Genomic DNA, 22,971 nt, shown 5'->3' with positions numbered 1-22,971 from the left:
CGACGTCGATTTTCAGCGCGAACTGAAGGAAGGTCAGAAGTTCACCGTGCTGCTCGAGCAGCTCGTAACCAGCGACGGCCTGGTTACGCACCCGGGGCGCCTCCTCGCCGGCGAACTACGCCTCTTGAAGCGCACCGCGACGGTAATCCGCTTCCGCCCGCAAGGCGGCGCCGATGGCTTCTACAACCCGCAAGGCGAGAGCGTCATACGGTCGTTTCTGCGCACACCCATGGATGCCTCGCGAATCACATCGCGCTTCGGCATGCGCGAACACCCGATTCTAGGCTTCAGTGCGCTGCATGCCGGTGTGGACTTTGCAGCGCCTTCCGGCACGCCGATCCTCGCCGCCGGTACAGGAAAGGTCGTCGCCGCCGGACCGAACGGTGGCTACGGACTCTACGTGAAGTTGCAGCACACGAGGGACGTTGCGACAGCCTACGCCCACATGTCGCGCATCGGCCCGGGCATCAAACCCGGTGTCTCGGTGCGTCAGGGTCAGGTGATCGGTTTCGTCGGGTCGACCGGAATGTCGACCGGCCCGCACCTGCACTACGAGTTCCACCGCGGTGGAAAGCAGGTCAATCCGCTCAGCCAGAAGTTCGCGATGCGCGGCACTGTCGGCGGCAAGGACGCCGCGCGCTTCCGCGCGCTGGCGCGCCAGTATCTCAGCCAGATGAAGAACGCGCCGGCTGCCTCTGATCTCGCCAAGAAGGCTGCAGAAAAGAAAACGACGCAGACTCCGAAGGAATCTGCGTCGTCGCAAATGGCCAGAATCAACTAACGCGACCTGCGTCCGGCTGCATCGAGCCGGACGCACAAGTGCCGGTTTCTAGTCGGCGGCTTCGCTCATCACGCGTTCGCCGCCGACCGTCAGCTCGCCGTTCTCGACACCGATATCGACGGTGTCGCCGTCCTTGACCTTGCCCTCGAGCAGGAGCGAGGCCAGCGGATTCTGCAGGCTGCGCTGGATCACCCGCTTCAAGGGTCGCGCGCCGTAGACCGGGTCGTAGCCACGGTTGGCCAGCCACTGCAGCGCCTTGCTGTCGATGTTGAGTCCGATCTTGCGATCGCTCAGCAGCTTGCGCAGCCGGTTGAGCTGGATCTCGACGATGTCCGTCATGCTCGCGCGGCTCAGTCGGTTGAACAGCAGGATCTCATCGAGGCGGTTCAGGAACTCCGGACGGAAGGCCGCCCGCACGTCCTCCATCACCTTGTCGCGCACCGTCTCGGCCGATTCGCCGTCGCGCAGCGCGGCAAGATGCGAACTGCCGAGGTTCGAGGTCAGCACGATCAGCGTGTTCTTGAAGTCGACCGTGCGGCCCTGTCCATCGGTCAGGCGACCGTCGTCCAGGACCTGCAGCAACACGTTGAACACGTCCGGGTGCGCCTTCTCGACCTCGTCGAACAGGATCACCTGGTAAGGCCGGCGGCGGACCGCTTCGGTGAGCACCCCGCCCTCGTCGTAGCCGACATAGCCCGGCGGCGCGCCGATCAGACGGCTGACCGAGTGCTTCTCCATGAACTCGCTCATGTCGATGCGGACCATCGCCTGATCGTCGTCGAACAGGAATTCGGCGATCGCCTTGGTCAGCTCGGTCTTGCCGACGCCGGTCGGGCCCAGGAACAGGAACGAGCCGATCGGCCGGTTCGGGTCCTGAAGGCCTGCCCGCGCGCGCCGCACCGCATTCGCCACGGCACGGACGGCTTCGTCCTGGCCGATGACGCGCTTGCCGATCTGTTCCTCCATACGGAGCAACTTGGCGCGCTCGCCTTCCAGCATCTTGTCGACCGGCACGCCCGTCCAGCGCGACACGACCGCGGCGATGTCCTCGGGCGTGACTTCTTCCTTCACACCCTTGCCGCCCGCGACCTCGTGGCCCTCGGCTTCCTTGAGCTTCTTCTCGAGGTCGGGAATCACGCCGTAGGCCAGCTCACCGGCCTTGGCCAGCTCGCCCTTGCGTTGCGCGATCTCGAGCTCCGAGCGTGCCTTGTCGAGCTGCTCCTTGAGCTTCTGCGAGTCCGCGAGCTTGTCCTTGGCCGACTTCCATTGCGCCGTCAGGCCCGCCGACTTCTGCTCGAGCTCGGACAGCTCCTTCTCCAGCCGCTCCAGCCGGTCCTGCGAAGCCGTATCGCTCTCCTTCTTCAGCGCCTCGCGCTCGATCTTGAGCTGCATGATGCGCCGGTCGAGTTCGTCGAGCGCCTCGGGCTTGCTGTCGACCTGCATGCGAATGCGGCTCGCGGCCTCGTCCATGAGGTCGATCGCCTTGTCCGGCAGGAAGCGGTCGGTGATGTAGCGGTTGGACAGCGTCGCGGAAGCCACGATCGCCGCATCCGCGATGCGCACGCCATGATGGAGCTCGTACTTCTCCTTGATGCCGCGCAGGATCGAGATCGTGTCCTCGACCGTCGGCTCGGCGACAAACACCGGCTGGAAACGCCGCGCCAGGGCGGCATCCTTCTCGATGTGCTTGCGATATTCGTCGAGCGTCGTGGCACCCACGCAATGCAGCTCGCCGCGCGCCAGCGCCGGCTTCAGCATGTTGGAGGCATCCATCGCGCCATCGGCCTTGCCCGCGCCGATCAGGGTGTGCAGCTCATCAATGAAGACGATGATGTCGCCTTCGGCCGCAGAGATTTCCGAGAGCACGGCCTTCAACCGCTCCTCGAATTCACCGCGATACTTGGCGCCGGCGACCATCGCGCCGAGATCGAGCGCCATCAGTTTCTTGTCCTTGAGCGACTCAGGCACGTCGTCGTTGACGATGCGCAGCGCCAGCCCTTCGGCGATGGCGGTCTTGCCGACGCCGGGCTCGCCGATCAGGACGGGATTGTTCTTGGTGCGACGGCTCAACACCTGGACGGTGCGGCGAATCTCTTCGTCGCGACCGATCACCGGGTCGAGCTTGCCGTCTCGCGCCGCCTGGGTGAGGTCGCGCGCATACTTCTTCAGGGCGTCGTAGCTGCCCTCGGCGGACGCGGAGTCGGCCGTCCGGCCCTTGCGCAGGTCCTGCACGGCCTTCTCGAGCGCCTGGGGCTTCACCCCGCCCTTGGCGAGGGCGTCTGCTGCCTCGGTGCCCTTGGCGAGCGCAAGCGCCAGCAACATGCGTTCGACCGTGACGAAGGAATCCCCCGCCTTGTCGGAGATGGCTTCGGCCTGATCGAACAGGCGCGCGGTCTCGGGCGCCATGTAGATCTGGCCCGCGCCCTGGCCCTCCACCTTGGGCTGCTTGGCCAGATTGGCCTCGACAGCGGCGTGAACGGCCCGCGAATCGCCGCCGGCGGCGGTAATCAGGTTGGCTGCGAGACCCTCGGGATCGTCGAGCAGCACCTTCAATATGTGATCTGGGACGAGGCGCTGATGACCTTCCCGCAACGCCAGCATCTGGGCGCTCTGCAGGAAGCCGCGCATGCGATCGGTGTACTTTTCCTGGTTCATTCCTAACCCTTTCTTTTACGCCCCCGTCGAGTGGCGGGCGGAAGAGCGGACCCTCGGAGAGGCATCCTGCAGGCGATATGGGGAGAGTTCTACGGCGTGCAAGACCGTAGGGCATGTGCGGCTTTGCGCCGTCTTCGAGCTGCGCTAAGAACGCCCGCCCTCGCGGGGCGGAAGACAATAACGGAGAGCAAGGCATGTCCGGCGGACACGGTCACGTCGATAGTTCGAACAAGAAAATCGCCCTGCTGGTGGCCGTTCTGGCCGCATTGCTGGCCATCTCGGAGATGGGCGGCAAGAGCTCCCAGACCAACGCTCTCTCGAGCCACATCGATGCCTCGAACACCTGGACATTCTTCCAGGCCAAGACGATCCGTCAGACCATCATGAGAACTGCCGCCGAGGAGGCGGAAGCGACGTTCAAGGACGGTCCGCAGGACCTGCCGCCGGCACTGAAAGTGCAGATCGACCGCTGGAAGCAGACGGCCCAGCGCTACGAAACCGAGCCCGAGACCAACGAAGGGCGGCGGGAGCTGATGGCGCGGGCCAAGGCGAAGGAACAGCAACGGAACACGTCGTTGGCTGCCTATCACATGTTCGAATATGCATCGGCGGCCTTTCAGCTCGCGATCGTGCTGGCAGGTGCGGCCGCCCTGACGAGTGTGATCTGGCTGACCTTCCTGTCCCTCGGCCTCGGCGCGGTAGGCGTGGCCTTCACCGGCCTCGCCTTCCTGGCACCGACACTTATCCACCTATAGGAAACGCCCGGAGGCTACTGCCTCCGGGCGTTTTCCAAAGATATCGGAAGATCTGAGGACTCAGCCGCCGCGGCGGCCCGTCGCCGGCGTGAATGCCGGCACGTCGGGCTGCTCTTCGGCGGCAGGGTCTTCCCCGGCCGGTGCATTGCGCCCGTTCTGGAGAAAGGCGACGCTGCCCAAGCCGGGCTCGCTGTCGTCGCGGTCCTCGCCGCGGCCGCCCTGACGCTCGCCGGAAGCTTGACCGTGGCCATTGCCATTGGCCTGCGGTTGACTGCCACCCGGCTGGCCTTGCGGCTGCTGCTGGCCCGCCTGACCTTCCTCGCTACCCTCGCCCCAACCCTGGTTGTTGCGCTGGACGAAGCCGCCCATGGACTGGATCATTCGGAAATAGTGGTCGGCATACTGCCAATAGGCCTCGGCCAGGATGCGGTCACCCGAGGCTGCCGCCTCGCGTGCCAGTGCCTGGTACTTGTCGAAGACCTGGTGCGCGTTGCCGCGGACCCTCACATCGGGGCCGCTGCTGTCGAATATCTGGTTTCGATTGGGCGGGCGGTTGGGATTGTGATGCTGCTTGTGATGATGACCGCCGCCACCGCCGCCGCCACCACTGCGACCGCCGCGCGACCGCTGACGATTGTTTGGTCTCATTAAACCTAAGGCCAGTTACACGCCGGACGGATGGTTGTTGTTCGGGCCCCTTTGCCCTTCCCTGGGCGCCGTCCCGGCTGATTTTAGAGGGTTGGTGTCCGCCGCCACAAACCGGTCGGACCAAAGCCCCCTCCAAGGGGCAAACGAAAGCTAGTCCGATTCCATGAGGTTGCCAACCCTTAATGCTGAAAAGCTACAACTCGTTCCACACCCCCGAGATCTTTCCGAGGAGGGCGAGGGGACATCCCTGCTGCCGAAAAAATGCGAGATATATCAATAGCTTGACCCTCTCCACCTTCGACCAATGCCCAGCCCCCCGGCACAATCAGCCCCGGAGCGGCTGCGGCAATGATGCGATAGGCCTCGAGCCCGTCCGGGCCGCCGTCCAAAGCGAGCCGGGGCTCGTGGTTGGCCACTTCCGGCATCAGGGTCATGATTGTGGACGTTTCGATGTAGGGCGGATTGGAGACAAGCAGGTCGAAGGGCCCGTCCAACCGGCCCGCCCAGCCCGCCCGACGCCAGTCATCGACCACCAGCCGCAGACGCGGCGCAACGCCCAGCGTTCCAGCATTCTCTCCGGCGATGACGACCGCCTCGGGGGAGGCATCCACGCCAGTTCCGGTCGCATTGGGATACTCTCTGAGCAGGGTGAGCAGCAGACAGCCTGAACCGACGCCCAGGTCGAGGATGCGCAATGGACGCTCGCGCTCCGGCAACAGATCCAGCACCGTCTCGATCAATGTCTCGCTGTCGGGACGCGGTACGAGCACGGCCGGCGACACCTTGAACGGCAGCCCCCAGAATTCCCGCTCTCCCAGGATGTAGGCCATCGGTTCGCGCCGCACCCGCCGGCCCGTGAGTTCGCGCATCGTCGCCACGACGCCGGCCGGCGCCGGGTCGCCGCCATGCGCGACGAGCTGCTCGACGCTGAGGCCGGCGGCACGGCCCAGCAACAGGCGCGCTTCGAAGCGGACATTATCGATGCCGGCTGCCGTAAGGGCGACGGCGGTATCGCGGAGCAGCGCGTCGTAGGTCGGGCCTGCAACCACCGGCTAGGCCGCGAGCTCCGCCAGACGGCCGGCCTCGTCGTCGGCGATCAGCGCGTCGATGATCTCGTCCAGCGCCCGCCCTTCCATCACCTCGTCGAGCTTGTAGAGCGTAAGGTTGATGCGATGGTCGGTGACGCGGCTCTGCGGAAAATTGTAGGTCCGAATCCGCTCGCTGCGGTCGCCGCTGCCGACCTGGCCCTTGCGGTTGGCGGCACGCTGGGCATCGAGCCGCTGACGTTCGGCATCGTAAAGGCGCGCGCGCAGGATCTTCATCGCCTTGGCGCGGTTCTTGTGCTGGCTCTTCTCGTCCTGCTGGCTGACGACGACGCCCGTCGGGATATGGGTGATACGGACCGCCGAGTCGGTCGTGTTCACTGACTGACCGCCCGGGCCGGAGGCGCGGAACACATCGATGCGAAGGTCCTTCTCGTCGATCTTGATGTCGACATCCTCGGCCTCCGGCAGCACCGCCACCGTCGCGGCCGACGTGTGGATGCGGCCCGACGCCTCGGTCGCCGGCACGCGCTGCACGCGATGCACGCCCGACTCGAACTTGAGGTGAGCGAAGACGTTGCGGCCGGTCACGGTGGCGATTGCCTCCTTGTAGCCGCCGATGCCCGTGTCGGAGAGCTCCATGACCTCGAACTTCCAGCCATGCTCGGCGGCATAGCGCTGGTACATGCGGAACAGGTCGGCAGCGAACAGGGCTGCCTCGTCGCCGCCGGTTCCCGCCCGGATTTCGAGGATGGCATTCTTCTCGTCGGCCGCATCCTTGGGCAGCAGCATGCGCTTCACGTTGCGTTCGAGGTCAGGAAGCTGCTTCTTGATCTCGGCCGCCTCTTCCTCGGCAATCGCCTTCATGTCGGGATCGGAGGCCATCGCCTCCGCATCCTTCAGTTCCTGCTCGGCCTTGCGCCAGGCATTCACGGATTCGACCAATGGGCCGAGATCGGCATATTCCTTGGAAGCCGCCACGAATTTCTGTGAATCAAGATTGCCGGCCGAAAGCTGGGCTTGCAGTTCGGCGTAGCGCGCGACGATCTGTTCGAGTTTCAGAAGAAGCGACACTTCAGACCTTCAAAGCTGCAGCGAGGCCGTCGAGCGGCACCTCGCGTTGAGTGCCACTGTCGAGATCCTTGAGCTGGGCGACGCCCTTGGTCAGTTCGTCGTCGCCCAGGATGATCACCGCGCGGGCGTTGACCTTGTTGGCCCGCTGCATACGCCGCTTCATGTTGCCGCGATAGTCCTGCTCGACGGCGATGCCGTCCCGGCGCAGGACGCGGGCAATGCCCAGGGCCTTGCTTTCGGCAGCGGCCCCAAGCGGTGCGATCACGACAGGCCGCGGCGGCGGCGCTGGCTCGTTGCACAGCATCATCAGACGCTCGATGCCTCCCGCCCAGCCGATGCCCGCGGTCGGCGGCCCCCCAGTTCGGCGATCAGCCCGTCGTAGCGACCGCCGCCCAGCACCGTGCCCTGGGCGCCGATGTGGGTGGTCACGAACTCGAAGGCCGTGTGGGTGTAGTAGTCGAGGCCACGGACCAGGCCCGGATCGACCTCGAAGGCGATGCCGGCGGCAGCCAGGCCATCCTGCACCGTCTTGAAGAAATCCCGGCTCGCCTGGTTCAGGTGGTCGGCGAAGGACGGTGCGTTGGCGTTGATCTCCTTGTCGCCTTCGTCCTTGCTGTCGAGGATGCGCAGCGGGTTGCGCTGCAGGCGGCCCCTGGAATCCTCCGACAGCTTGTCGACATGGCCCGAATAGTAGTCGACCAGCACCTTGCGATAGCCGGTCCGGCTCTCGGGGTCTCCCAGCGAGTTGATCTTGAGGACGCAGCGGTCGAGGATCGTCAGCCGGTCGAGGATATCGGCAGCGACCGAGATCACTTCGATATCGGCTCCCGCCTCGGGCGCCCCCAGCACCTCGAGGTCGATCTGATGGAACTGGCGCTGGCGCCCCTTCTGGGGCCGCTCGTAGCGGAACATCGGACCCGCCGCGAAGACCTTCAGCGGAAGCTGCTGGACGAGTTCGCCGTTGGAGACGAAGGCCCGGCAGATACCGGCCGTATATTCCGGCCGCAAGGTGAGCGATTCGTTGCCGCGATCGTTGAAGGTGTACATCTCCTTGGAAACGACGTCGGTCGTCTCGCCGATGCCGCGGGCAAACAGCTCGGTGAACTCGAAGATGGGCGTCGCCATCTCCCGGTAACCGTAGAGTCGCGCCACGTCGCGCGCCGTGTCGACGACATGGGCGAAGCGCCGGTATTCGTCGGGGAGAAGATCGTGCGTGCCGCGCACGGGCTGCATTTTGCTCACGGGAAGTCGCCTTGAAAATTCGTCGAAGGAAGGAAGCCTGTGACCGCTACTCTGCGGCGGCTCGATGTCGATCCGCCTCGGCGGCCTTGGCAGCCTCGATCTCGGCCGCCTTCTTCTCGATCAGGCCCGCCAGATGCTCGACGATGTCGGTGTCCTTCATGCGATGGTGCGGAACACCCGCGATGTAGACCTGGTGCGTGCCGTTGCCGCCGCCAGTGAAGCCGATATCGGTCTCGCGCGCTTCGCCGGGACCGTTCACCACGCAGCCGATGACCGACACCGTCATCGGTGTGGTGATGTGGGCCACACGCTTTTCCAGGGCCTCGACGGTGCGAATGACATCGTACTGCTGACGGGCGCAGGACGGGCAAGAGATGATGTTGACGCCGCGATGACGCAGGTTCAGCGCCTTCAACATCTCGAAACCGACCCGCACCTCTTCTTCCGGCTCGGCCGAGAGCGAGACGCGGATGGTATCGCCGATGCCGGCCCACAGAAGCGCGCCAAGCCCGATCGATGACTTCACCGTGCCGGTGCGCAGACCGCCGGCCTCGGTAACGCCGATATGCAGAGGATAGTCACAGGCGTCGGCGAGCTGTTGATAGGCCGCGACGGCGAGGAAGACGTCGGATGCCTTCACGCTGATCTTGAATTCGTGGAAGTCGTGATCTTGCAGGATGCGCGCGTGATCGAGAGCGCTCTCGACCATCGCCTCAGGACAAGGCTCGCCGTACTTATCCAGCAGATCCTTCTCCAGCGACCCGGCATTGACGCCGATCCGCATGGAGCAGCCATGGTCCTTAGCCGCCTTCACGACCTCGCGGACGCGTTCGGCTGAACCGATATTGCCGGGATTGATGCGCAGGCAGGCCGCACCGGCCTCGGCAGCTTCGATGGCCCGCTTATAGTGGAAATGGATATCCGCCACGATCGGGACCTTGGCGGCCCGCACGATCCGCGACATCGCCGCCGTCGAGTCTTCGTCGGGGCAGGACACGCGAATGATGTCGACCCCGGCCTCTTCGCAGCGGCGGATCTGCGCGATCGTCGCCTCGGCGTCCGCCGTCAGCGTGTTGGTCATGGTCTGGACCGTGATCGGAGCGTCACCCCCCACAGCCACGGATCCAACCATCACCCGCCGCGACTTGCGGCGCGCGATGTCGCGGTACGGTCTGATGCTCATGCTTGGCAATGTAGCGGCGGCAGGCCGGCTTATCCAGCCGGCGGACTGCCGCGACCTTCTACGCTACCGGGCTTCGGTAATGCGGTAGGCGATCCCGGCCGGGACGGTGTAGCTCTCGCCAGCACGCACATAGGTCTGCGTCAGCACGTCGCCATTCGGTGCCCGCAGCTCGACCCAGCTGTTGCGCCGGACGCTGATCGGGGTGTTGACCCTCACAGGCAGCGGCGGCGGCACGGCGGCAACATCTGCTGCCGGCTGACGTGCGTTGGCCTCTTCGACCGGAGGCTGTCCCTGCGTCGGCTGCCCCTGCACGGGCTGTCCGGCGAGGTTGAGGCGCGGCAGCTCGATCGGGGCCGGCGGCTGCGCAGCCTGAGCCTGACCGATCGCGGGGATCGACATCACTACCTGCGGCGGCGGTGCGGGAACGGCAACGACGACGGGCGGCGGCAATGCGGGCATGACGGCCGGCGCGGGAGCGGCCGGCGCTACCGCCGTCATCGGCGCAGCGGGGGCTAGCGACGGTGCAGGCTCCGGGCGGTGAGCCGGCCATATCTCGGCCGGCAGATTGCCCGACGCACTCCGGGTCTGGCGAGCCGGCGCAGGCGGCGTCGCCTCTGCTTGCGCGGGTGCAGTCGTTTCCTTTTCCGACGGCCGTGCCGCCAGCAAACGATCCGGCACCGGCGGAACCTTCTCGGCAACGACAGCCTGTTCACGCGGCATGTAGTGCCACACGCCGTAGCCGGCGCCGACAACGAGCAGGACCGTCAACACGGCGAGACCGATCGGAGCACGCTTCTCGACGATCGGGAAATCAGCAGGCAGCGCCACGGGGCGCTTGATGGGAACGGGGCCCGACAGATGATAGGCCGTCATGACCTTCTCGGGATCCAGGTCGACATGCGCTGCATAGGCGCGCAGGAATGCCGGGATGTAAGCCGCGCCAGGCAACTTGTCGAAGCGACCCTCTTCGATGGCTTCGATGTGATTGCGACGAATGCGCAGACTCTTTTCGACTTCAGGCAGACTCAATCCACGCGCTTCACGCTGGTCGCGAAGGAGTCGACCGACCGCTCGGCCCGGTGCGGCCTCACGTTCAATCGCCCGCCAGTCAACCTGATCCGGCATCGAATATCCCTGCTTGTCCCCTCGTCGCGACTTTTAGCAGAGGCCCGATGACAGGGCAAAAGCGATTCGAGATGTCGTCGTTAAATTTCGATCGCGTGATCGGCGGCGAAGAGGCGCAGTGTCTCACGCAACGGTCGATCCGGTTGTGAAAGCGCAGCGGTCATGAAACCAACCGCGTCGTCGAGATCGAGCGAACGAATCATTGCTTTGACGGGACCAATCGCACCTGGCGACATCGAAAGCGTACGCACGCCAACGGCGAGCAACGCGAGAGCTTCGACAGGGCGACCTGCCATCTCGCCGCAGACGGCAAGATCGACACCGGCAGGCCGCGCCTTTTCCACCACAAAATGTAGCAACCGAAGCAGAGCTGGGGACAAACTGTCGTAGCGACCCGCAAGCCGGCTGTTGCCGCGATCAGCAGCGAAGAGAAACTGCATAAGATCGTTCGTTCCCACGGAAATAAAATCGACATGGGGCAGCAGGCTGTCGAGCTGCCATGCCAGGGCGGGAACCTCGAACATAACGCCAACACGCAGACGCTCGGGTTCGACCATACCTCGCCGCCTAGCGCGCTCGAGCTCGAGGTCGAGCAACTTACGCGCGCTCAGAAGTTCTGCGACATCGGCGATCATGGGGAACATCACCGACAACGGCCGTCCGTTGGCGGCCTGAACCAATGCGCGGAGCTGACCGCGCAGCATCGCCGGGCGGTCGAGGCCGATGCGGATCGCACGCCACCCCATGGCGGGGTTTTCGTCGCCGAACGCACCGACGTACGGCAACACCTTGTCGCCCCCAACATCGAGGGTGCGGAACGTTACAGGGCGTCCATCGGCGAGGTCGAGCACGCGGCCATAGAGCCAAGCCTGTGCATCGACATCGGGAAACTCCGAACGCACCATGAACGGAATCTCGGTCCGGTACAGACCGACGCCGTCGGCTCCCGTGTCGTCGAGATGCTGCATGTCGATCAGCAGGCCGGCATTCATGTGCAGCGAGATCGGCGCCTGGTTGCGTGTCACCGAGGGCAGGTCGCGCAGCGCCGCGTACTTGCGACGACGTTCGGCGCGTGCATCGATCGCCGCATAGACGCCCTGAAGGATGTCCTCGGCCGGCCGAACGAGGACCTGGGCATTGTCGCCATCGACGACGATCGGATCGCCGGCCTCCACGCGGGACAGCACATCGGGCGCCCGGCCGACGACGGGAATGTCGAGGGCGCGTGCGACAATGGCGACATGGCTGAGTGCCGACCCCTCTTCGAGCACCACGCCGCGCAGCCGCGTGCGGTCATAGTCGAGAAGTTCGGCGGGGCCCATGTCGCGCGCGATGACGATCATGTCATCGGGCAGCGTGCTTGGATCGACGGCAGCGCGGCCGGTAAGGCGCAGCAGCAGGCGGTTGCTGAGATCCTGCAGGTCGCTCAGCCGCTCGCGGATATAGGGATCTGTGGACTGTCCAAGCCGGGCGCGCACATCGTCGAAGGCGCGCTGCACGCCTGCTTCGGCCGTGAGGCCCGAGTCGATGGCCTCGCGCACGCGCTCGATCCAGCCGCGATCGTCGACAAACATGCGGAACGTTTCCAGGATCTCACGCTGCTCGCCCGACTGCATGTCGTGCGCTTCGAGCATGCGATCGACATCCTCGCGCACGCCGTGCAGAGCCTCCTGGAAGCGCTGCTGCTCCTGCGCCGCATCCTCCGCAACGATGCGCTGAATGACGATGCGCGGCTCGTGCAGCACGGCTCGCCCGATCGTGACGCCCGGGGTGAGCTGGACGCCGTCGACACGCAAGGGCAGCAGACCGATCCCGTCGACCTGCTGCACCTCGTTGGGGCTGACGATGTGGCCGGCCGAGACCAGTTCCGCCAGCACCATGGCGATGGTCTGCAGCGTCTCGATCTCTTCCTCGTCGTACTGGCGACGCGTGCGGTTCTGCACCACCAGCACGCCCAGCACGCGACCGGCGCGCAGGATCGGGACGCCGGCAAGCGAGTGATAGATCTCTTCGCCGGTTTCCGGCCGGTAGGCGAATTGGGGGTGGGCCTGCGCGTCGGCGAGGGCCAGCGGCCGACCATGGGCGGCAATGTCACCGACCAGACCTTCGCCCACCCTGAGGCGCGTGCGGTGCACGGCCGACGGATTGAGACCCTGGGTGGCGAACAGCTCCAGCACCTCGCCTGCGCGCAGCAGGTAGATGGAGCAGACCTCGGCCACCATCTCGTTGGCAACCAGGCGCGCAACCTCCCCGAGCGTGACCTCGACCGCGTCGGCACGCGCCATCGTGTCCCGGAGCCGCTTGAGGAGCATTCGCGGTCCGGCCGGAGGAGTGGATCGCTCCATGGTCAGACCGCAGGATGCTTGAGTCGGATTACGACAAAGCTGCGGTTGACGATGCCGGCACGAACTCGCCCATAAGCTCGCCACTCCTCGGCCGCCGGAATGGTCGGACAGAGGTCTTGGCAAGCCATAGGGAGCTCGGCGCGCATAGCCCGCTTATAGCAAGACCCGCGCCGAACTGCCTACCGGCTAATTCGCATAGAGAACGTGGGATTTGCGATCAGGCCGCGTCCAGCTCATAGGCCGTGTGAAGGGCGCGGACGGCAAGCTCCGTATACTCGGCGGCCACGAGAACGCTGATCTTGATCTCCGAGGTGGAGATCACCTGGATGTTAATCCCCTTGGCCGCAAGGGTTTCGAACATCTTGAGCGCGACACCGGCATGGCTGCGCATGCCGACGCCGATCACCGACACCTTGGACACGTTGATGTCCGACTTGATCTCGGAAAAGTGGAGTTCGGCCTTGGCCTGCTCAAGTCGCTGCACCGCGCGAGCAAGATCGGCCTTGGGCACCGTGAAGGTGATGTCGGTCGAGCTGCCGTCGAGCGAAACGTTCTGCACGATCATATCGACGTTGATGTTTGCCTCGGCCAGAGGGCCGAAGATCGCCGCCGCCACGCCTGGCCGGTCCGACACTTGGGTCACCGTGATCTTGGCTTCATCCCTGGCGAAGGCGATGCCGCTCACGACAGACTTCTCGAGCCCCTGGGCCATGATTTCTTCCTCGTCCACAACCAGCGTTCCGGGGAGGTCGCTGCCGAGCGCCTCGTCGAACGACGACAGCACCTGCACCCGCACATGATGATTCATCGCTAGCTCGACGGAGCGCGTCTGCAGCACCTTCGAGCCCAGCGACGCCATTTCCAGCATCTCTTCGTAGGTCACCCGGTCGATCTTCTGGGCCTTTTCCACAATCCGGGGATCGGTCGTGTAGACGCCATCGACGTCGGTATAGATGTCGCAACGATCGGCCTTCAGGGCCGCCGCCAGCGCCACCGCCGACGTATCCGAGCCGCCGCGGCCCAGGGTCGTGATGCGGCCCTCGGGCGACACGCCCTGAAAGCCCGGCACGATCGGGACCTCGCCCGCCGACATGGTCTTGTCCATCTCGGTCGTATCGATCTCGATCACCCGGGCCTTGGAATGGGCAGAATCGGTCTTGATCGGAAGCTGCCAGGAAACCCAGGAGCGCGAATTCACGCCTTCCTGCTGGAGCGCCATCGCCAGGAGGCCGATCGTCACCTGCTCGCCCGTCGCGACGACAACGTCATACTCGCGCGGATCATGCAAAGGCGTGATCTCGTTGACCCACTTGATCAATTGGTTCGTGGCACCCGACATGGCCGAAACCACCACCGCGACCTCGTTGCCCCGCGCGACTTCGGCTTTTACTTTACGCGCAACATTCTTGATACGATCCGTGTCGCCGACCGAAGTACCGCCGAATTTTAGAACAATGCGCGCCATAGCCCTACTCGAAGGGGAAGCCCCCGCCTGGAAAGCGGGCTATAGACACCGCCGGCGCCATATGGGTCAAGGGTAGCCATGGTCGAAAGCGCGCATATCCCCGCTGCCGGAACGGTCGATCCTGCCGAGGTCGAACGCTTTTCGCGTATTGCCGACGAGTGGTGGGATCCCAGGGGCAAGTTTGCCCCGCTCCACCGGCTCAATCCGGTGCGGATCGGCTATATCCGCGACCGCGCTGCCGCCCACTGGCAGCGCGATGCCCTGTCGGGCCGACCGCTCGACGGTCTGTCGCTGCTCGATATCGGCTGCGGCGGTGGCTTGCTGAGCGAACCGATGACCCGGCTGGGCGCAAGGGTGACCGGCGTCGATGCCTCCGCACGCAACATTACAGTCGCCGCCCTCCATGCCGAACGCCAGGGTCTTTCGATCGACTACCGCCAGGGTACCGCCGAAGCACTGGCCGGCAGCGGTGCGCAGTTCGACATCGTGATGGCGCTCGAGATCGTCGAGCATGTCTCGGATGTCGATCTTTTCCTGCGTTCCTGCGGGAACATGGTGAAGCCGGGAGGCCTGCTGTTCCTCTCGACGCTCAATCGCACGGCCAAGGCCTGGGCGATGGCCATCGCCGGCGCCGAATACGTGCTGGGCTGGCTGCCGCGCGGCACCCACGACTGGAAGAAGTTTCTGAAACCTTCGGAAGCCGTGCACGGTCTGCGAGACGGCGGCATCGACGCGCAGGAAATCGTTGGGGTCGTCTACAGTCCGCTCAGCCGCCTCTGGTCGCTGAACAAGAACGACCTGGATGTGAACTACATGCTCTACGGAATCAGGCGCGCGGCCTAACGGCCGGCGCCGACACGGCGGATACCGATTGCGTCAGTTGCCGCGCGGGATCCAGGGCAGGCGACCGAACTCGATACCCTCTTCGGCAAGCGCCTCGGCTTCCTCGTCGCTCGTCTCGCCGTAGATGCCGCGCCTGTCGCTCTCGCCGTAATGGATCTTGCGTGCCTCCTCGGCAAACTTGTCGCCGACATGCTCGCAGTTCTTCTCGACTTCGGCGCGGACCTTGAGCAGCGCCTCGCGCAGCTCCTTCGGCATGTGCCTGGCAAGGGCCGCCATCTGCTGCTGCTCTGCCGACGGGGCTGCGGGCGCCGCCACGGGAGCCTCGGCAACCTCGATCGGCGCCTCGTCGCTGCCCTTCTTGCCGATGCGGGGCGCCATGATGGCGCGCTCCACCTTGGACGAACCGCAGACGGCGCAGCCGATCAGCGACTTCTTTTCCTGGCGCTCGTAAGTCTTGCTGTCCTTGAACCAGCTGTCGAATTCGTGGCCCTTGGCGCAACGCAGGCGATATAGAATCATAACGCCGTCGAAAATGGTGGCTTGTCGCGCCAGACGCAAGGCCCGATTGTCGCGCCCCATTCGCCCCTTTCGCACCAAGACACATACGGAATGACCGCCTCTCCCTGGATCGTCACCTGGGCCGGCCTGCTGCCGGCGGACGCCACCGTCCTCGACATCGCGGCCGGCAAGGGCCGGCATAGTCGATACTTCGCCGCCCGCGGCCATCGCGTGACGGCGATCGACCGCGACGTGAGCGAACTTGCCGCCGCCGACGGCATCGAAGTCATCGCCGCCGATCTCGAAGACGGTTCGCCCTGGCCGCTCAGCGACCGCCGTTTCGGCGCCGTCGTCGTGACCAACTACTTGCACCGGCCCTTGTTTCCCGTCCTTTTCGAGGCGCTACAGCCGGGCGGCATCCTGCTCTACGAGACTTTCATGGTCGGCAACGAGCGCTTCGGCAAACCGAGCCGGCCCGAATTCCTGCTGAAGGATGGCGAACTGCTCGACCTGGTGCGCGGTCGTTTCTCGGTAACCGCCTACGAAGCGCGGATGATCAGCGAACCCAGGATGGCGATGGTGCAGCGAATCGCGGCCCGAAAGACATCTTAGGGCCGACAGTCCCGTCCCGCCGCCTATTCCGCCGCCTTCGCCGCTGCCGCCTTGTGCAGGGCCGGTGCCGTATATTCCCGGTCGTGCGTCAGCGACGGCACCATCTTGCGGGCCTCGCCGATCTTGGCCGCATCGATGTCGGCCACGACGAAGCCGGCCTTCTCGCCACCGGCATCGGCCAGCACCTCGCCCCACGGCGCCACGACGATCGAGTGGCCGTAGGTCTTGCGGTTCGAGCCCTTGTGCGTGCCGACCTGCGCCGGCGCGAAGACGAAGCACCCGGTCTCGATAGCCCGCGCCCGCATCAGCGTATGCCAGTGCGCCTGTCCGGTCGGCACGGTGAACGAAGACGGAATCGACAGCATCGTCGCCCCGGCATGGGCGAGATCGCGATAGAGGTAGGGGAAGCGCAGATCGTAGCAGATGGTCATGCCCAGCACGCCCCACGGCGTCTCGGCCAGCACCGCCCTCTCGCCCGGCCTGAACGTCGAGGACTCGCGATAGCTCTCGCCGCCCGCGAGCTGGACGTCGAACATGTGGATCTTGTCGTAGCTCGCGATGATGCCGCCTGTCGGGTCGATCAGGTAGGAGCGATTGCGGATCTGCTCTTCGCCCGGAACACGTACATGGATGGATCCCAGCAGGAACCACGCGCCGATGTCGCGGGCGCTGGCCCGGCAGGCCGCGAGCATCGCGTGCTCTTCTTCGGTCTGCGCCTTGGCCAGGGTCTCGGTGCGATTCGCCCCGATCAAGCCGGTGTTCTCGGGCGTCATGATGAAGTCGGCGCCGGCATCGCGGGCGAGCTTTGCCTGCTCGCGCACGAACGCCACGTTCTCCAACACTTCGTTACTGACGTTGGTCTGGACGAGACCGGCCTTGAAGGACGACATCGCCGCGGCTCAGCCCGGCTGGGCGAGCAGCGCGTCGAGCTTGCCCGCGCTTTCGAGAGCAGCAAGTTCGTCGGAACCGCCGACATGCTCGCCGTTGATGAAGATCTGCGGCACCGTCGTGCGCCGGGACCGTTCACGCATCTCGCTGCGCTTCTTGTCGTCCATCATCACGTCCATTTCCTCATAGGCAGCGCCCTTCCTGTCGAGCAGACCTTTTGCCCGAGCGCAGTAACCGCAGAACGGCGTGGTGTAGATTTCGATCTTGGCCATGGTGGGTGAACCTCTTTCCGAAACTATACAGCCGGCCGGATGACCCGCGCCAGCGTCAGGACATCGACGCAATCCGCCCCGGCGCGTTCCAATACGCGGCTGCAAGCTTCGACCGTCGCCCCGGTGGTGAGCACATCGTCGACCAGCAGAATGCGCTTGCCGGTCACTTCAGATCGCCAATGCGGATGGACATCGAACGCCTCGCGAACATTGCGCCGACGCTCCCGGGCGCGCAGGCCGGTCTGCGAACCTGTCCAGCGATGACGACGAAGCAGATCCGGCGCCAAGCGCACCTTGTGGGGAGGAACGAGCTGCCGCACGAGAACGCGCGCCAGCAAGGCTGCCTGGTTGTAGCGACGCATGAAGAGACGCCGCCAATGAAGCGGCACCGGCGCGACGAGATCAGCCGACGCCAGAAGTTCGGCGCCTGCTCGCGCCATCCAGCCGCCGCAGGCCCGCGCGATATCGGTGCGGTCACCGTGCTTGAAGGGCAGGATCAGGCGTCGACTCTGATCGTCGTAGATCAGTGCGGCGCGCGCACGATTGTAGTGCGGCCGTCGAGCCATGCAGCCGGCGCAGAGAGCTTCCGCTCCCAGGTCCTCCTCGAACGGTGTGCCGCAACAGGCGCAATGCGGCGCCGACACGAAGCTGAAATCCTGCCAACACGCGGCACACAGCCCTCCAGGCTCGCCGACGATCTCGTTGCATCCGAGGCAAAGCGGCGGCAGGACGGCGTCCAATGCCGTCCGCCCCGCCCGCGTGCAGGCTTGGCCGAGCCCAAGAGGCAGGCGTGTAAACATCGAACCGATTGGGCCGTGCAAATACGCCGACAGGATGGCGTCCCCTACCCGCCGTCGCTCTTTCGCCTTACATACCCCCTGTGACGAGCCCTGATCCCCTGCTGGTTTTCGACCGCGCGACCCTGCGCCGTCGGCGCGAGCGCGCTGCGCGGGACTGGGAGAGTCACGCCTTCCTCAAACGCGAGATTGCCGGACGGCTGGTCGAGCGGCTGGACGATGTCCGCCGCCACTTCGCGCTCGCGCTCGACCTCGGCAGCCACGGCGACGAGATCGCAATCGCGCTCCGCGACCGGCGCAGCGTCGGCGATTTGATCCGCAGCGATCTTGCCGAGCGCTTTGCTCGTTGCGCGGGCGGATCGGCCGTCGTCGCGGACGAGGAACATCTTCCCTTTGCCGCCGCCAAATTCGATCTCGTCTTGAGTGCGATGAGCCTGCATTGGGTGAACGACCTGCCCGGCACGCTGATCCAGATCGGCCGCATCCTGAAACCCGACGGGCTCTTCCTTGGCGCCCTGCTCGGGGGAGGAACGCTCTGGCAGTTGCGCCAGGCCTTTGCCGCGGCAGAGAGCGAAATCGACGGCGGGCTCAGCCCACGCATCTCCCCCTTCGCCGATCTGCGCGACGCAGCGGGCCTCCTGCAGCGTGCGGGCTTCGCCCTGCCGGTCGCCGACAGCGAGACGATCGATGTCGACTACGAGAATGCGCTGGCACTGATGCGCGACCTCAGTTCCATGGGCGAGAGCAACCTCGTGGTCGAGCGCCGTCGTCAGATCACGCGGCGCGCCACGCTTCTGCGGGCAGCCGAACTCTACGGCGAGCGCTTCGCCCGCCCGTCGGGCCGGGTCACGGCAAGCTTCGAGGTGCTCTTCCTGCATGGCTGGGCGCCGCATGCCTCCCAGCCCAAGCCGCTCAAGCCGGGAAGCGCCGCGCAGCGCCTGGCCGACGCCCTGGGCGCCCCCGAACAAAGCGCCGGCGAGAAAGTGGAGCGGAGCTAGATCGTGCCATCTGTGAAATTGCGGTTCAGCGAAGTGCTCACCGAGAGCTTCGGTTTCTTCTTCGGCAACATCCGCCTCTTCTTTCATATCGTGACGATTCCCTGGATTCTGTCCCTGGTGATCCGCCTCATCGGCTCGCAGATGCCGCGCGAATCGCTGATCCCCGTGCTGGCCGAAAAGCTGATCGACGTCGTGCCGATGGTCATGTTCATGGTCGCCTGGCAGCGAGTAGTGCTGCTCGGCCCGCATCGGCTGGACCGGCTGCCGGGGCTCGGCTGGTCGGCGCGCGAGACGGCCTTCCTCGTTCACCTGGTCAAGATCGCCGGCGTCACCTTCCTGCTGCTCTGCGCCTTCATCCTGACGATGGGCGAGATCGACCCTGCGGCTTTTACCGCCGGTGTGCCGCCCGATCCCGAGGCCGCGGCCAAGCAGACGCTGCTGGCGCCGCTGGCTTCGGCCTTCATCGTGTCGGCCTTGATTGCCCTGCGCGTCAGCTTCGGTCTCGCAGCGACCTCGGTCGACGAGCAGGGTTCGCCCGTTCAGTCCTGGGCGCTCAGCCGCGGCAATGGCTGGGTCATCGTCGGTTCGTTGTTCTTGATTTCCTTTGCCGGCACCATGGTGACGGCGGCCTCGGTCCTCCTGCTGCTGGGCTTCATGCGCGGCGTGCTGGGAGCCGACTTCGCCTCCTATGTCGTGACCTGGACCTTTGCGCTTCTGGTCTCGTATGCCGGCAACGGCGTGCTGGCGACGGCCCAAGCCATCATCTTCCGCAGCCTGACCGGCTGGCGCGAAGGGGTGAGCCTGCCGTCGACCGTCTCGGAGCGCGGCTAGAGAAGGTCGCGCAACAGGCCGACCAGAGGCAGGTCGGCCGGGGGCATGGGATAGCGCGCGAGTTCGACCGGCGGCACCCACTTCAAAACCTGGCCCTCGCGTGGCCTGGGCGTGCCGCTCCACTTGCGGCAGGCAAAGACCGGCATCAGCAGGTGGAACTTCTCATAGCCATGGCTGGCGAAGGCGATGGGTGCGAGGCAGCTTGTCGCGGTCTCGATGCCGAGTTCCTCGTGCAGTTCCCGCACCAGCGCCTGCTCGGGCGTCTCGCCCGGATCGACCTTGCCGCCCGGAAACTCCCAAAGGCCGGCCATCGACTTGCCAGGCGGCCGCTGAGCAATCAGCACCCGGCTGTCGACGTCGACCAGCGCAACCGCCGCCACCAGCACAAGCGGCCGGTCGCCCAGCGGCGGGGTACCGCCGGGGCAGTCCTCGTCGAACGTCTGGCTCAAGAGCGGTAACTGCCGTTGATATCGATGTAGCCGTGCGTCAGATCGCAGGTCCAGACGGTGGCCCGGCCGCGACCGATGCCGAGGTCGATGTCGATCACCACGTCCTGGCCCTTGATATGCCGGACGACCGGCTCTTCGTCGTAGTTCGGCACGACTTGGCCGCCGTCGGTGATACGGACGCCCCCGATCGAAATCCGCAGCTTGTCGCGATCAGCCCGCTCGCCCGACTTGCCGACCGCCATGACGATGCGGCCCCAGTTGGCGTCCTCGCCGGCGATCGCGGTCTTGACCAGCGGCGAGTTGGCTACGGCCAGCCCGATCTTGCGCGCGGCACCGTTCGAGGAGGCACCGCCGACATTGATGGTCACGAACTTTGTGGCACCCTCGCCGTCGCGCGCCAGAAGCTGCGCCAGCTCGATCATCACCTCGTCGAGCGCACGCTTGAAATCGACCAGGACCGGATCGTCGGCCTCCTCGATCGGCGCATGGCGGGCCGCCCCCGTTGCCACCAGCAGGAGTGTATCGCTGGTCGAGGTGTCGCCATCGACGGTCACGCAGTTCAGGGATTTGTCGGTCGCATCGGCCAGCAGCTTCTGCAGCACGGGGCCGGGAATCTTGGCGTCGGTAAAGGCGAAACCAAGCATCGTGGCCATGTCGGGCGCGATCATGCCCGAGCCCTTCAGGAAGCCGTTGATGGTCACGGTCCGCTCGCCGATCTTGGCCTGGCGCGTCGCGAGCTTGGGGAAAGTGTCGGTGGTCATGATGGCGGCTGCGGCGGCCGCCCAGCCATCCTCGCGGCCCGACTTGACGAGCGCCGGTACGACGGCGGCAATCTTTTCCCAGTCGAGCGGCTGCCCGATCACGCCGGTCGAGGCCATGAAGACCTCGTTCCGCGGACAGCCCAGCGCCTGGGCGATGGCGCGGGTGCTCTCTTCGACGGCCTTGTCGCCGGCCTTGCCGGTGAAGGCATTGGCATTGCCGGCATTGACGACGATGGCGCGCACCTTGCCGCGCGCCAGGTTCTTGCGGCACCAGTCGACCGGGGCCGAGCAGGTCTTGGATTTGGTCAGGACGCCCGCGATCGTGGCGCCCGCCGGCACCACCGCCAGCATGACGTCATCGCGGTCCTTGTAGCGCACCCCCGAACTTGCCGCGCCGAGCTTCACACCCGCAATGCGCGGCAAGGTTGGCGTCGTCTTCGGCGCAAGCGGTGATTGGGCGTGCGTGGCAGCCATGGAACTCCCCTTGTGACGGCCGCAGGGGCGGCCGCCGGACGGCGGAGCCTACACCAGAAACGCCCGAAAACGTGAGGTTTACTTGGGGGCCGCCGGAGCCGCCGGCTTGGCAGGGGTTGCTGCCGGCGCGGCGGGCTTGGCGGGGGCGGCGGGAGCCGCCTCGGCCTTGCTGCCGTCCATGTTGAATTTCTCGATCTTGGCGCCGGCCCGCAGCTTGTCGAGCTGGGCCGTGACGGCCTCGCGCGCCAACTCCTCGCGGATCTGGTCGGAAAGCTCCTCGAGTGCCGGCGGCGGCGCCGTACGGCGATCGTCGATCTGGATGATGTGGAAGCCGAACTGCGTCTTGATCGGCGTTTCGCTGAGCTCGCCCTTCTTGAGACCAAAAGCCGCGTCGGCGAATTCCTTCACCATGTCCGACTTCTTGAACCAGCCGAGATCGCCGCCTTCGGCGCCCGAAGCCTTGTCGGTCGACTTCTCCTTGGCGAGTTTGTCGAAGGCCGCCCCCTTCTTCAGTTCGGCGATCAGCGCCTTTGCCTCGTCCTCGGTCGACACCAGGATGTGGCGCGCGTGCACCTCCTCCTCGGCCGGCAGCGACTTCAGCCGCTCCTGGTAGCGCTGCTGGATCTTCTCGGCCGTCACCATCTTGGCGATCTCGCGCTGGATCCAGAAATCCTGCAGCACCTGCTCCTCGACGAAGGCCATGCGCTTCTTGAACGCCGGATCCTCGTTGGCCTTGCTCTTCTTGCCTTCCTGGACGACCAGCTTGCTGTCGATGATGCGCTCCAGCAGCGCCGGGAACACCGCCTGCAGGGGCATGCTGCGATACTGCTGCGGCAGCGACTGCTGGGCGACTTCGAGGTCGGAAAGGCGAACGGGCTGACCGTTGACCGTGGCGACGATCGGATCCTTGAGCGGCTGGGCCTGCGCTGGCGCCTTTGCCGGCGGCTTGGCAGGCTGCTGGGCGAAAGCCGAGCCTGCGATTGCGGCGGCCGCGCCGCTCAGGAGGAAGAGGCGCAGGGGGCGCAAACGATGGCTCATGGCAGGCTCCGAAGACAACTCGTGGCGGAAGGCGCAAACCGTTTACACAGGCCCTGTCGGACCAAGCAAGCGCCGCCTCCCCGTTGTCATGGCTGATGGCGGTGAATTGCGGCACTTTTTCGTGAGCATGGCGTCGACGGCAGGGCGATGGCGGTCCAGTCCTTGCTACGGCGAGCGGTGTCACGGCACCTTAC

General features: G+C 65.5%; 23 protein-coding genes (1 of these 23 running past the window's edge). 6 read left to right on the top strand and 17 right to left on the bottom strand.

Features of this window, described 5'->3' with window-relative positions; translation table 11 throughout:
- A protein-coding gene (locus BN60_RS01700; RefSeq protein WP_177324737.1) for a peptidoglycan DD-metalloendopeptidase family protein crosses the window boundary here: on the top strand, positions 1 to 781 show its 3' portion. 749 nt of this gene lie to the left of the window's left edge; 781 of the gene's 1,530 nt are visible here — the last part of the coding sequence; the start codon falls outside the window, past its left edge; it ends in the stop codon at positions 779 to 781.
- Positions 782 to 829: 48 nt separating this feature from the next.
- On the opposite strand, the gene clpB is transcribed toward BN60_RS01700, so the two are convergent.
- Positions 830 to 3,436, bottom strand: a complete 2,607-nt coding sequence (gene clpB / locus BN60_RS01695; RefSeq protein ID WP_020694247.1) for an ATP-dependent chaperone ClpB — start codon at positions 3,434 to 3,436, stop codon at positions 830 to 832.
- Positions 3,437 to 3,630: 194 nt separating this feature from the next.
- Here clpB and BN60_RS01690 point away from each other — a divergent pair, with 194 nt between their 5' ends.
- Positions 3,631 to 4,191, top strand: coding sequence for a DUF4337 domain-containing protein (locus BN60_RS01690; protein WP_020694246.1), 561 nt, complete (start codon positions 3,631 to 3,633; stop codon positions 4,189 to 4,191).
- 60 nt (positions 4,192 to 4,251) lie between these two features.
- Here the strand turns inward: BN60_RS01690 and BN60_RS28475 are convergent, their stop codons facing one another.
- The 9 genes from BN60_RS28475 to BN60_RS01650 all read right to left on the bottom strand — a co-directional run bounded on the left by BN60_RS28475 (position 4,252) and on the right by BN60_RS01650 (position 14,316).
- Positions 4,252 to 4,839 (bottom strand): DUF4167 domain-containing protein, encoded by a 588-nt coding sequence (locus tag BN60_RS28475; RefSeq protein WP_020694245.1) that lies wholly within the window; start codon positions 4,837 to 4,839, stop codon positions 4,252 to 4,254.
- A gap of 179 nt (positions 4,840 to 5,018) precedes the next feature.
- Positions 5,019 to 5,888, bottom strand: coding sequence for a peptide chain release factor N(5)-glutamine methyltransferase (gene prmC / locus BN60_RS01680; protein ID WP_020694244.1), 870 nt, complete (start codon positions 5,886 to 5,888; stop codon positions 5,019 to 5,021).
- Between the two features lie 3 nt (positions 5,889 to 5,891).
- Entirely contained in the window at positions 5,892 to 6,956 is a 1,065-nt protein-coding gene (gene prfA / locus BN60_RS01675; protein ID WP_020694243.1) for a peptide chain release factor 1, read from the bottom strand.
- Between the two features lies 1 nt (position 6,957).
- Positions 6,958 to 7,263, bottom strand: a complete 306-nt coding sequence (locus BN60_RS31265) for a His/Gly/Thr/Pro-type tRNA ligase C-terminal domain-containing protein (protein WP_215905878.1) — start codon at positions 7,261 to 7,263, stop codon at positions 6,958 to 6,960.
- Positions 7,263 to 8,189 carry a histidine--tRNA ligase gene (gene hisS / locus BN60_RS01670; RefSeq protein WP_245539855.1) on the bottom strand — a complete coding sequence of 309 codons (927 nt, stop codon included), beginning with the start codon at positions 8,187 to 8,189 and terminating at the stop codon, positions 7,263 to 7,265. The genes BN60_RS31265 and hisS overlap by 1 nt, the downstream gene beginning before the upstream one ends.
- A gap of 55 nt (positions 8,190 to 8,244) precedes the next feature.
- Entirely contained in the window at positions 8,245 to 9,381 is a 1,137-nt protein-coding gene (gene ispG, locus BN60_RS01665; RefSeq protein WP_020694242.1) for a flavodoxin-dependent (E)-4-hydroxy-3-methylbut-2-enyl-diphosphate synthase, read from the bottom strand.
- A gap of 63 nt (positions 9,382 to 9,444) precedes the next feature.
- A complete protein-coding gene (locus tag BN60_RS01660; protein WP_083855908.1) occupies positions 9,445 to 10,506 on the bottom strand; it encodes a helix-turn-helix domain-containing protein in 1,062 nt (353 codons plus the stop codon).
- 80 nt (positions 10,507 to 10,586) lie between these two features.
- On the bottom strand, positions 10,587 to 12,818 hold the full coding sequence (ptsP, locus tag BN60_RS01655; protein WP_020694240.1) for a phosphoenolpyruvate--protein phosphotransferase: 2,232 nt from the start codon (positions 12,816 to 12,818) through the stop codon (positions 10,587 to 10,589).
- Between the two features lie 250 nt (positions 12,819 to 13,068).
- Positions 13,069 to 14,316: an aspartate kinase gene (locus BN60_RS01650; RefSeq protein ID WP_020694239.1), complete on the bottom strand. Its 1,248-nt coding sequence runs from the start codon at positions 14,314 to 14,316 to the stop codon at positions 13,069 to 13,071.
- Positions 14,317 to 14,394: 78 nt separating this feature from the next.
- Here BN60_RS01650 and ubiG point away from each other — a divergent pair, with 78 nt between their 5' ends.
- Positions 14,395 to 15,159: a bifunctional 2-polyprenyl-6-hydroxyphenol methylase/3-demethylubiquinol 3-O-methyltransferase UbiG gene (gene ubiG / locus BN60_RS01645; RefSeq protein ID WP_020694238.1), complete on the top strand. Its 765-nt coding sequence runs from the start codon at positions 14,395 to 14,397 to the stop codon at positions 15,157 to 15,159.
- Positions 15,160 to 15,192: 33 nt separating this feature from the next.
- Here the strand turns inward: ubiG and BN60_RS01640 are convergent, their stop codons facing one another.
- On the bottom strand, positions 15,193 to 15,678 hold the full coding sequence (locus BN60_RS01640) for a DUF1178 family protein (RefSeq protein ID WP_043284524.1): 486 nt from the start codon (positions 15,676 to 15,678) through the stop codon (positions 15,193 to 15,195).
- A 90-nt stretch (positions 15,679 to 15,768) separates the two neighbouring features.
- On the opposite strand from BN60_RS01640, the gene BN60_RS01635 reads away from it, so the two are divergent.
- Entirely contained in the window at positions 15,769 to 16,269 is a 501-nt protein-coding gene (locus BN60_RS01635) for a class I SAM-dependent methyltransferase (protein ID WP_020694236.1), read from the top strand.
- A gap of 23 nt (positions 16,270 to 16,292) precedes the next feature.
- On the opposite strand, the gene BN60_RS01630 is transcribed toward BN60_RS01635, so the two are convergent.
- The 3 genes from BN60_RS01630 to BN60_RS01620 are packed head-to-tail and all read right to left on the bottom strand — an operon-like array spanning position 16,293 to position 18,229.
- Entirely contained in the window at positions 16,293 to 17,159 is an 867-nt protein-coding gene (locus BN60_RS01630) for a carbon-nitrogen hydrolase family protein (protein WP_020694235.1), read from the bottom strand.
- A 9-nt stretch (positions 17,160 to 17,168) separates the two neighbouring features.
- The gene (gene grxC / locus BN60_RS01625) at positions 17,169 to 17,429 is read right to left on the bottom strand and encodes a glutaredoxin 3 (RefSeq protein ID WP_020694234.1); all 261 of its coding nucleotides are present in this window, start codon (positions 17,427 to 17,429) and stop codon (positions 17,169 to 17,171) included.
- Positions 17,430 to 17,452: 23 nt separating this feature from the next.
- A complete protein-coding gene (locus BN60_RS01620) occupies positions 17,453 to 18,229 on the bottom strand; it encodes a ComF family protein (protein ID WP_043283545.1) in 777 nt (258 codons plus the stop codon).
- Between the two features lie 80 nt (positions 18,230 to 18,309).
- Between BN60_RS01620 and BN60_RS01615 the strand changes: the two genes are divergently transcribed.
- Positions 18,310 to 19,224 (top strand): methyltransferase domain-containing protein, encoded by a 915-nt coding sequence (locus BN60_RS01615; protein ID WP_020694232.1) that lies wholly within the window; start codon positions 18,310 to 18,312, stop codon positions 19,222 to 19,224.
- Between the two features lie 3 nt (positions 19,225 to 19,227).
- A complete protein-coding gene (locus BN60_RS01610; protein ID WP_148283305.1) occupies positions 19,228 to 20,055 on the top strand; it encodes a hypothetical protein in 828 nt (275 codons plus the stop codon).
- On the opposite strand, the gene BN60_RS01605 is transcribed toward BN60_RS01610, so the two are convergent.
- From BN60_RS01605 to BN60_RS01595, 3 genes are all read right to left on the bottom strand, one after another.
- Positions 20,052 to 20,504, bottom strand: coding sequence for a (deoxy)nucleoside triphosphate pyrophosphohydrolase (locus BN60_RS01605; protein ID WP_020694230.1), 453 nt, complete (start codon positions 20,502 to 20,504; stop codon positions 20,052 to 20,054). The two genes, BN60_RS01610 and BN60_RS01605, sit on opposite strands and share 4 nt — an antisense overlap.
- Entirely contained in the window at positions 20,501 to 21,739 is a 1,239-nt protein-coding gene (gene argJ / locus BN60_RS01600; protein WP_020694229.1) for a bifunctional glutamate N-acetyltransferase/amino-acid acetyltransferase ArgJ, read from the bottom strand. The genes BN60_RS01605 and argJ overlap by 4 nt, the downstream gene beginning before the upstream one ends.
- Before the next feature lie 78 nt (positions 21,740 to 21,817).
- Positions 21,818 to 22,777, bottom strand: coding sequence for a peptidylprolyl isomerase (locus tag BN60_RS01595; RefSeq protein WP_020694228.1), 960 nt, complete (start codon positions 22,775 to 22,777; stop codon positions 21,818 to 21,820).
- Between the last annotated feature and the right edge of the window lie 194 nt (positions 22,778 to 22,971).

It is taken from the genome of Reyranella massiliensis 521, assembly GCF_000312425.1.
GTDB classification, from domain to species: Bacteria; Pseudomonadota; Alphaproteobacteria; order Reyranellales; family Reyranellaceae; genus Reyranella; species Reyranella massiliensis.
The sequence above is the reverse complement of the archived record's forward strand: the minus strand, read 5'-3'. Positions and strand labels throughout refer to the sequence as shown.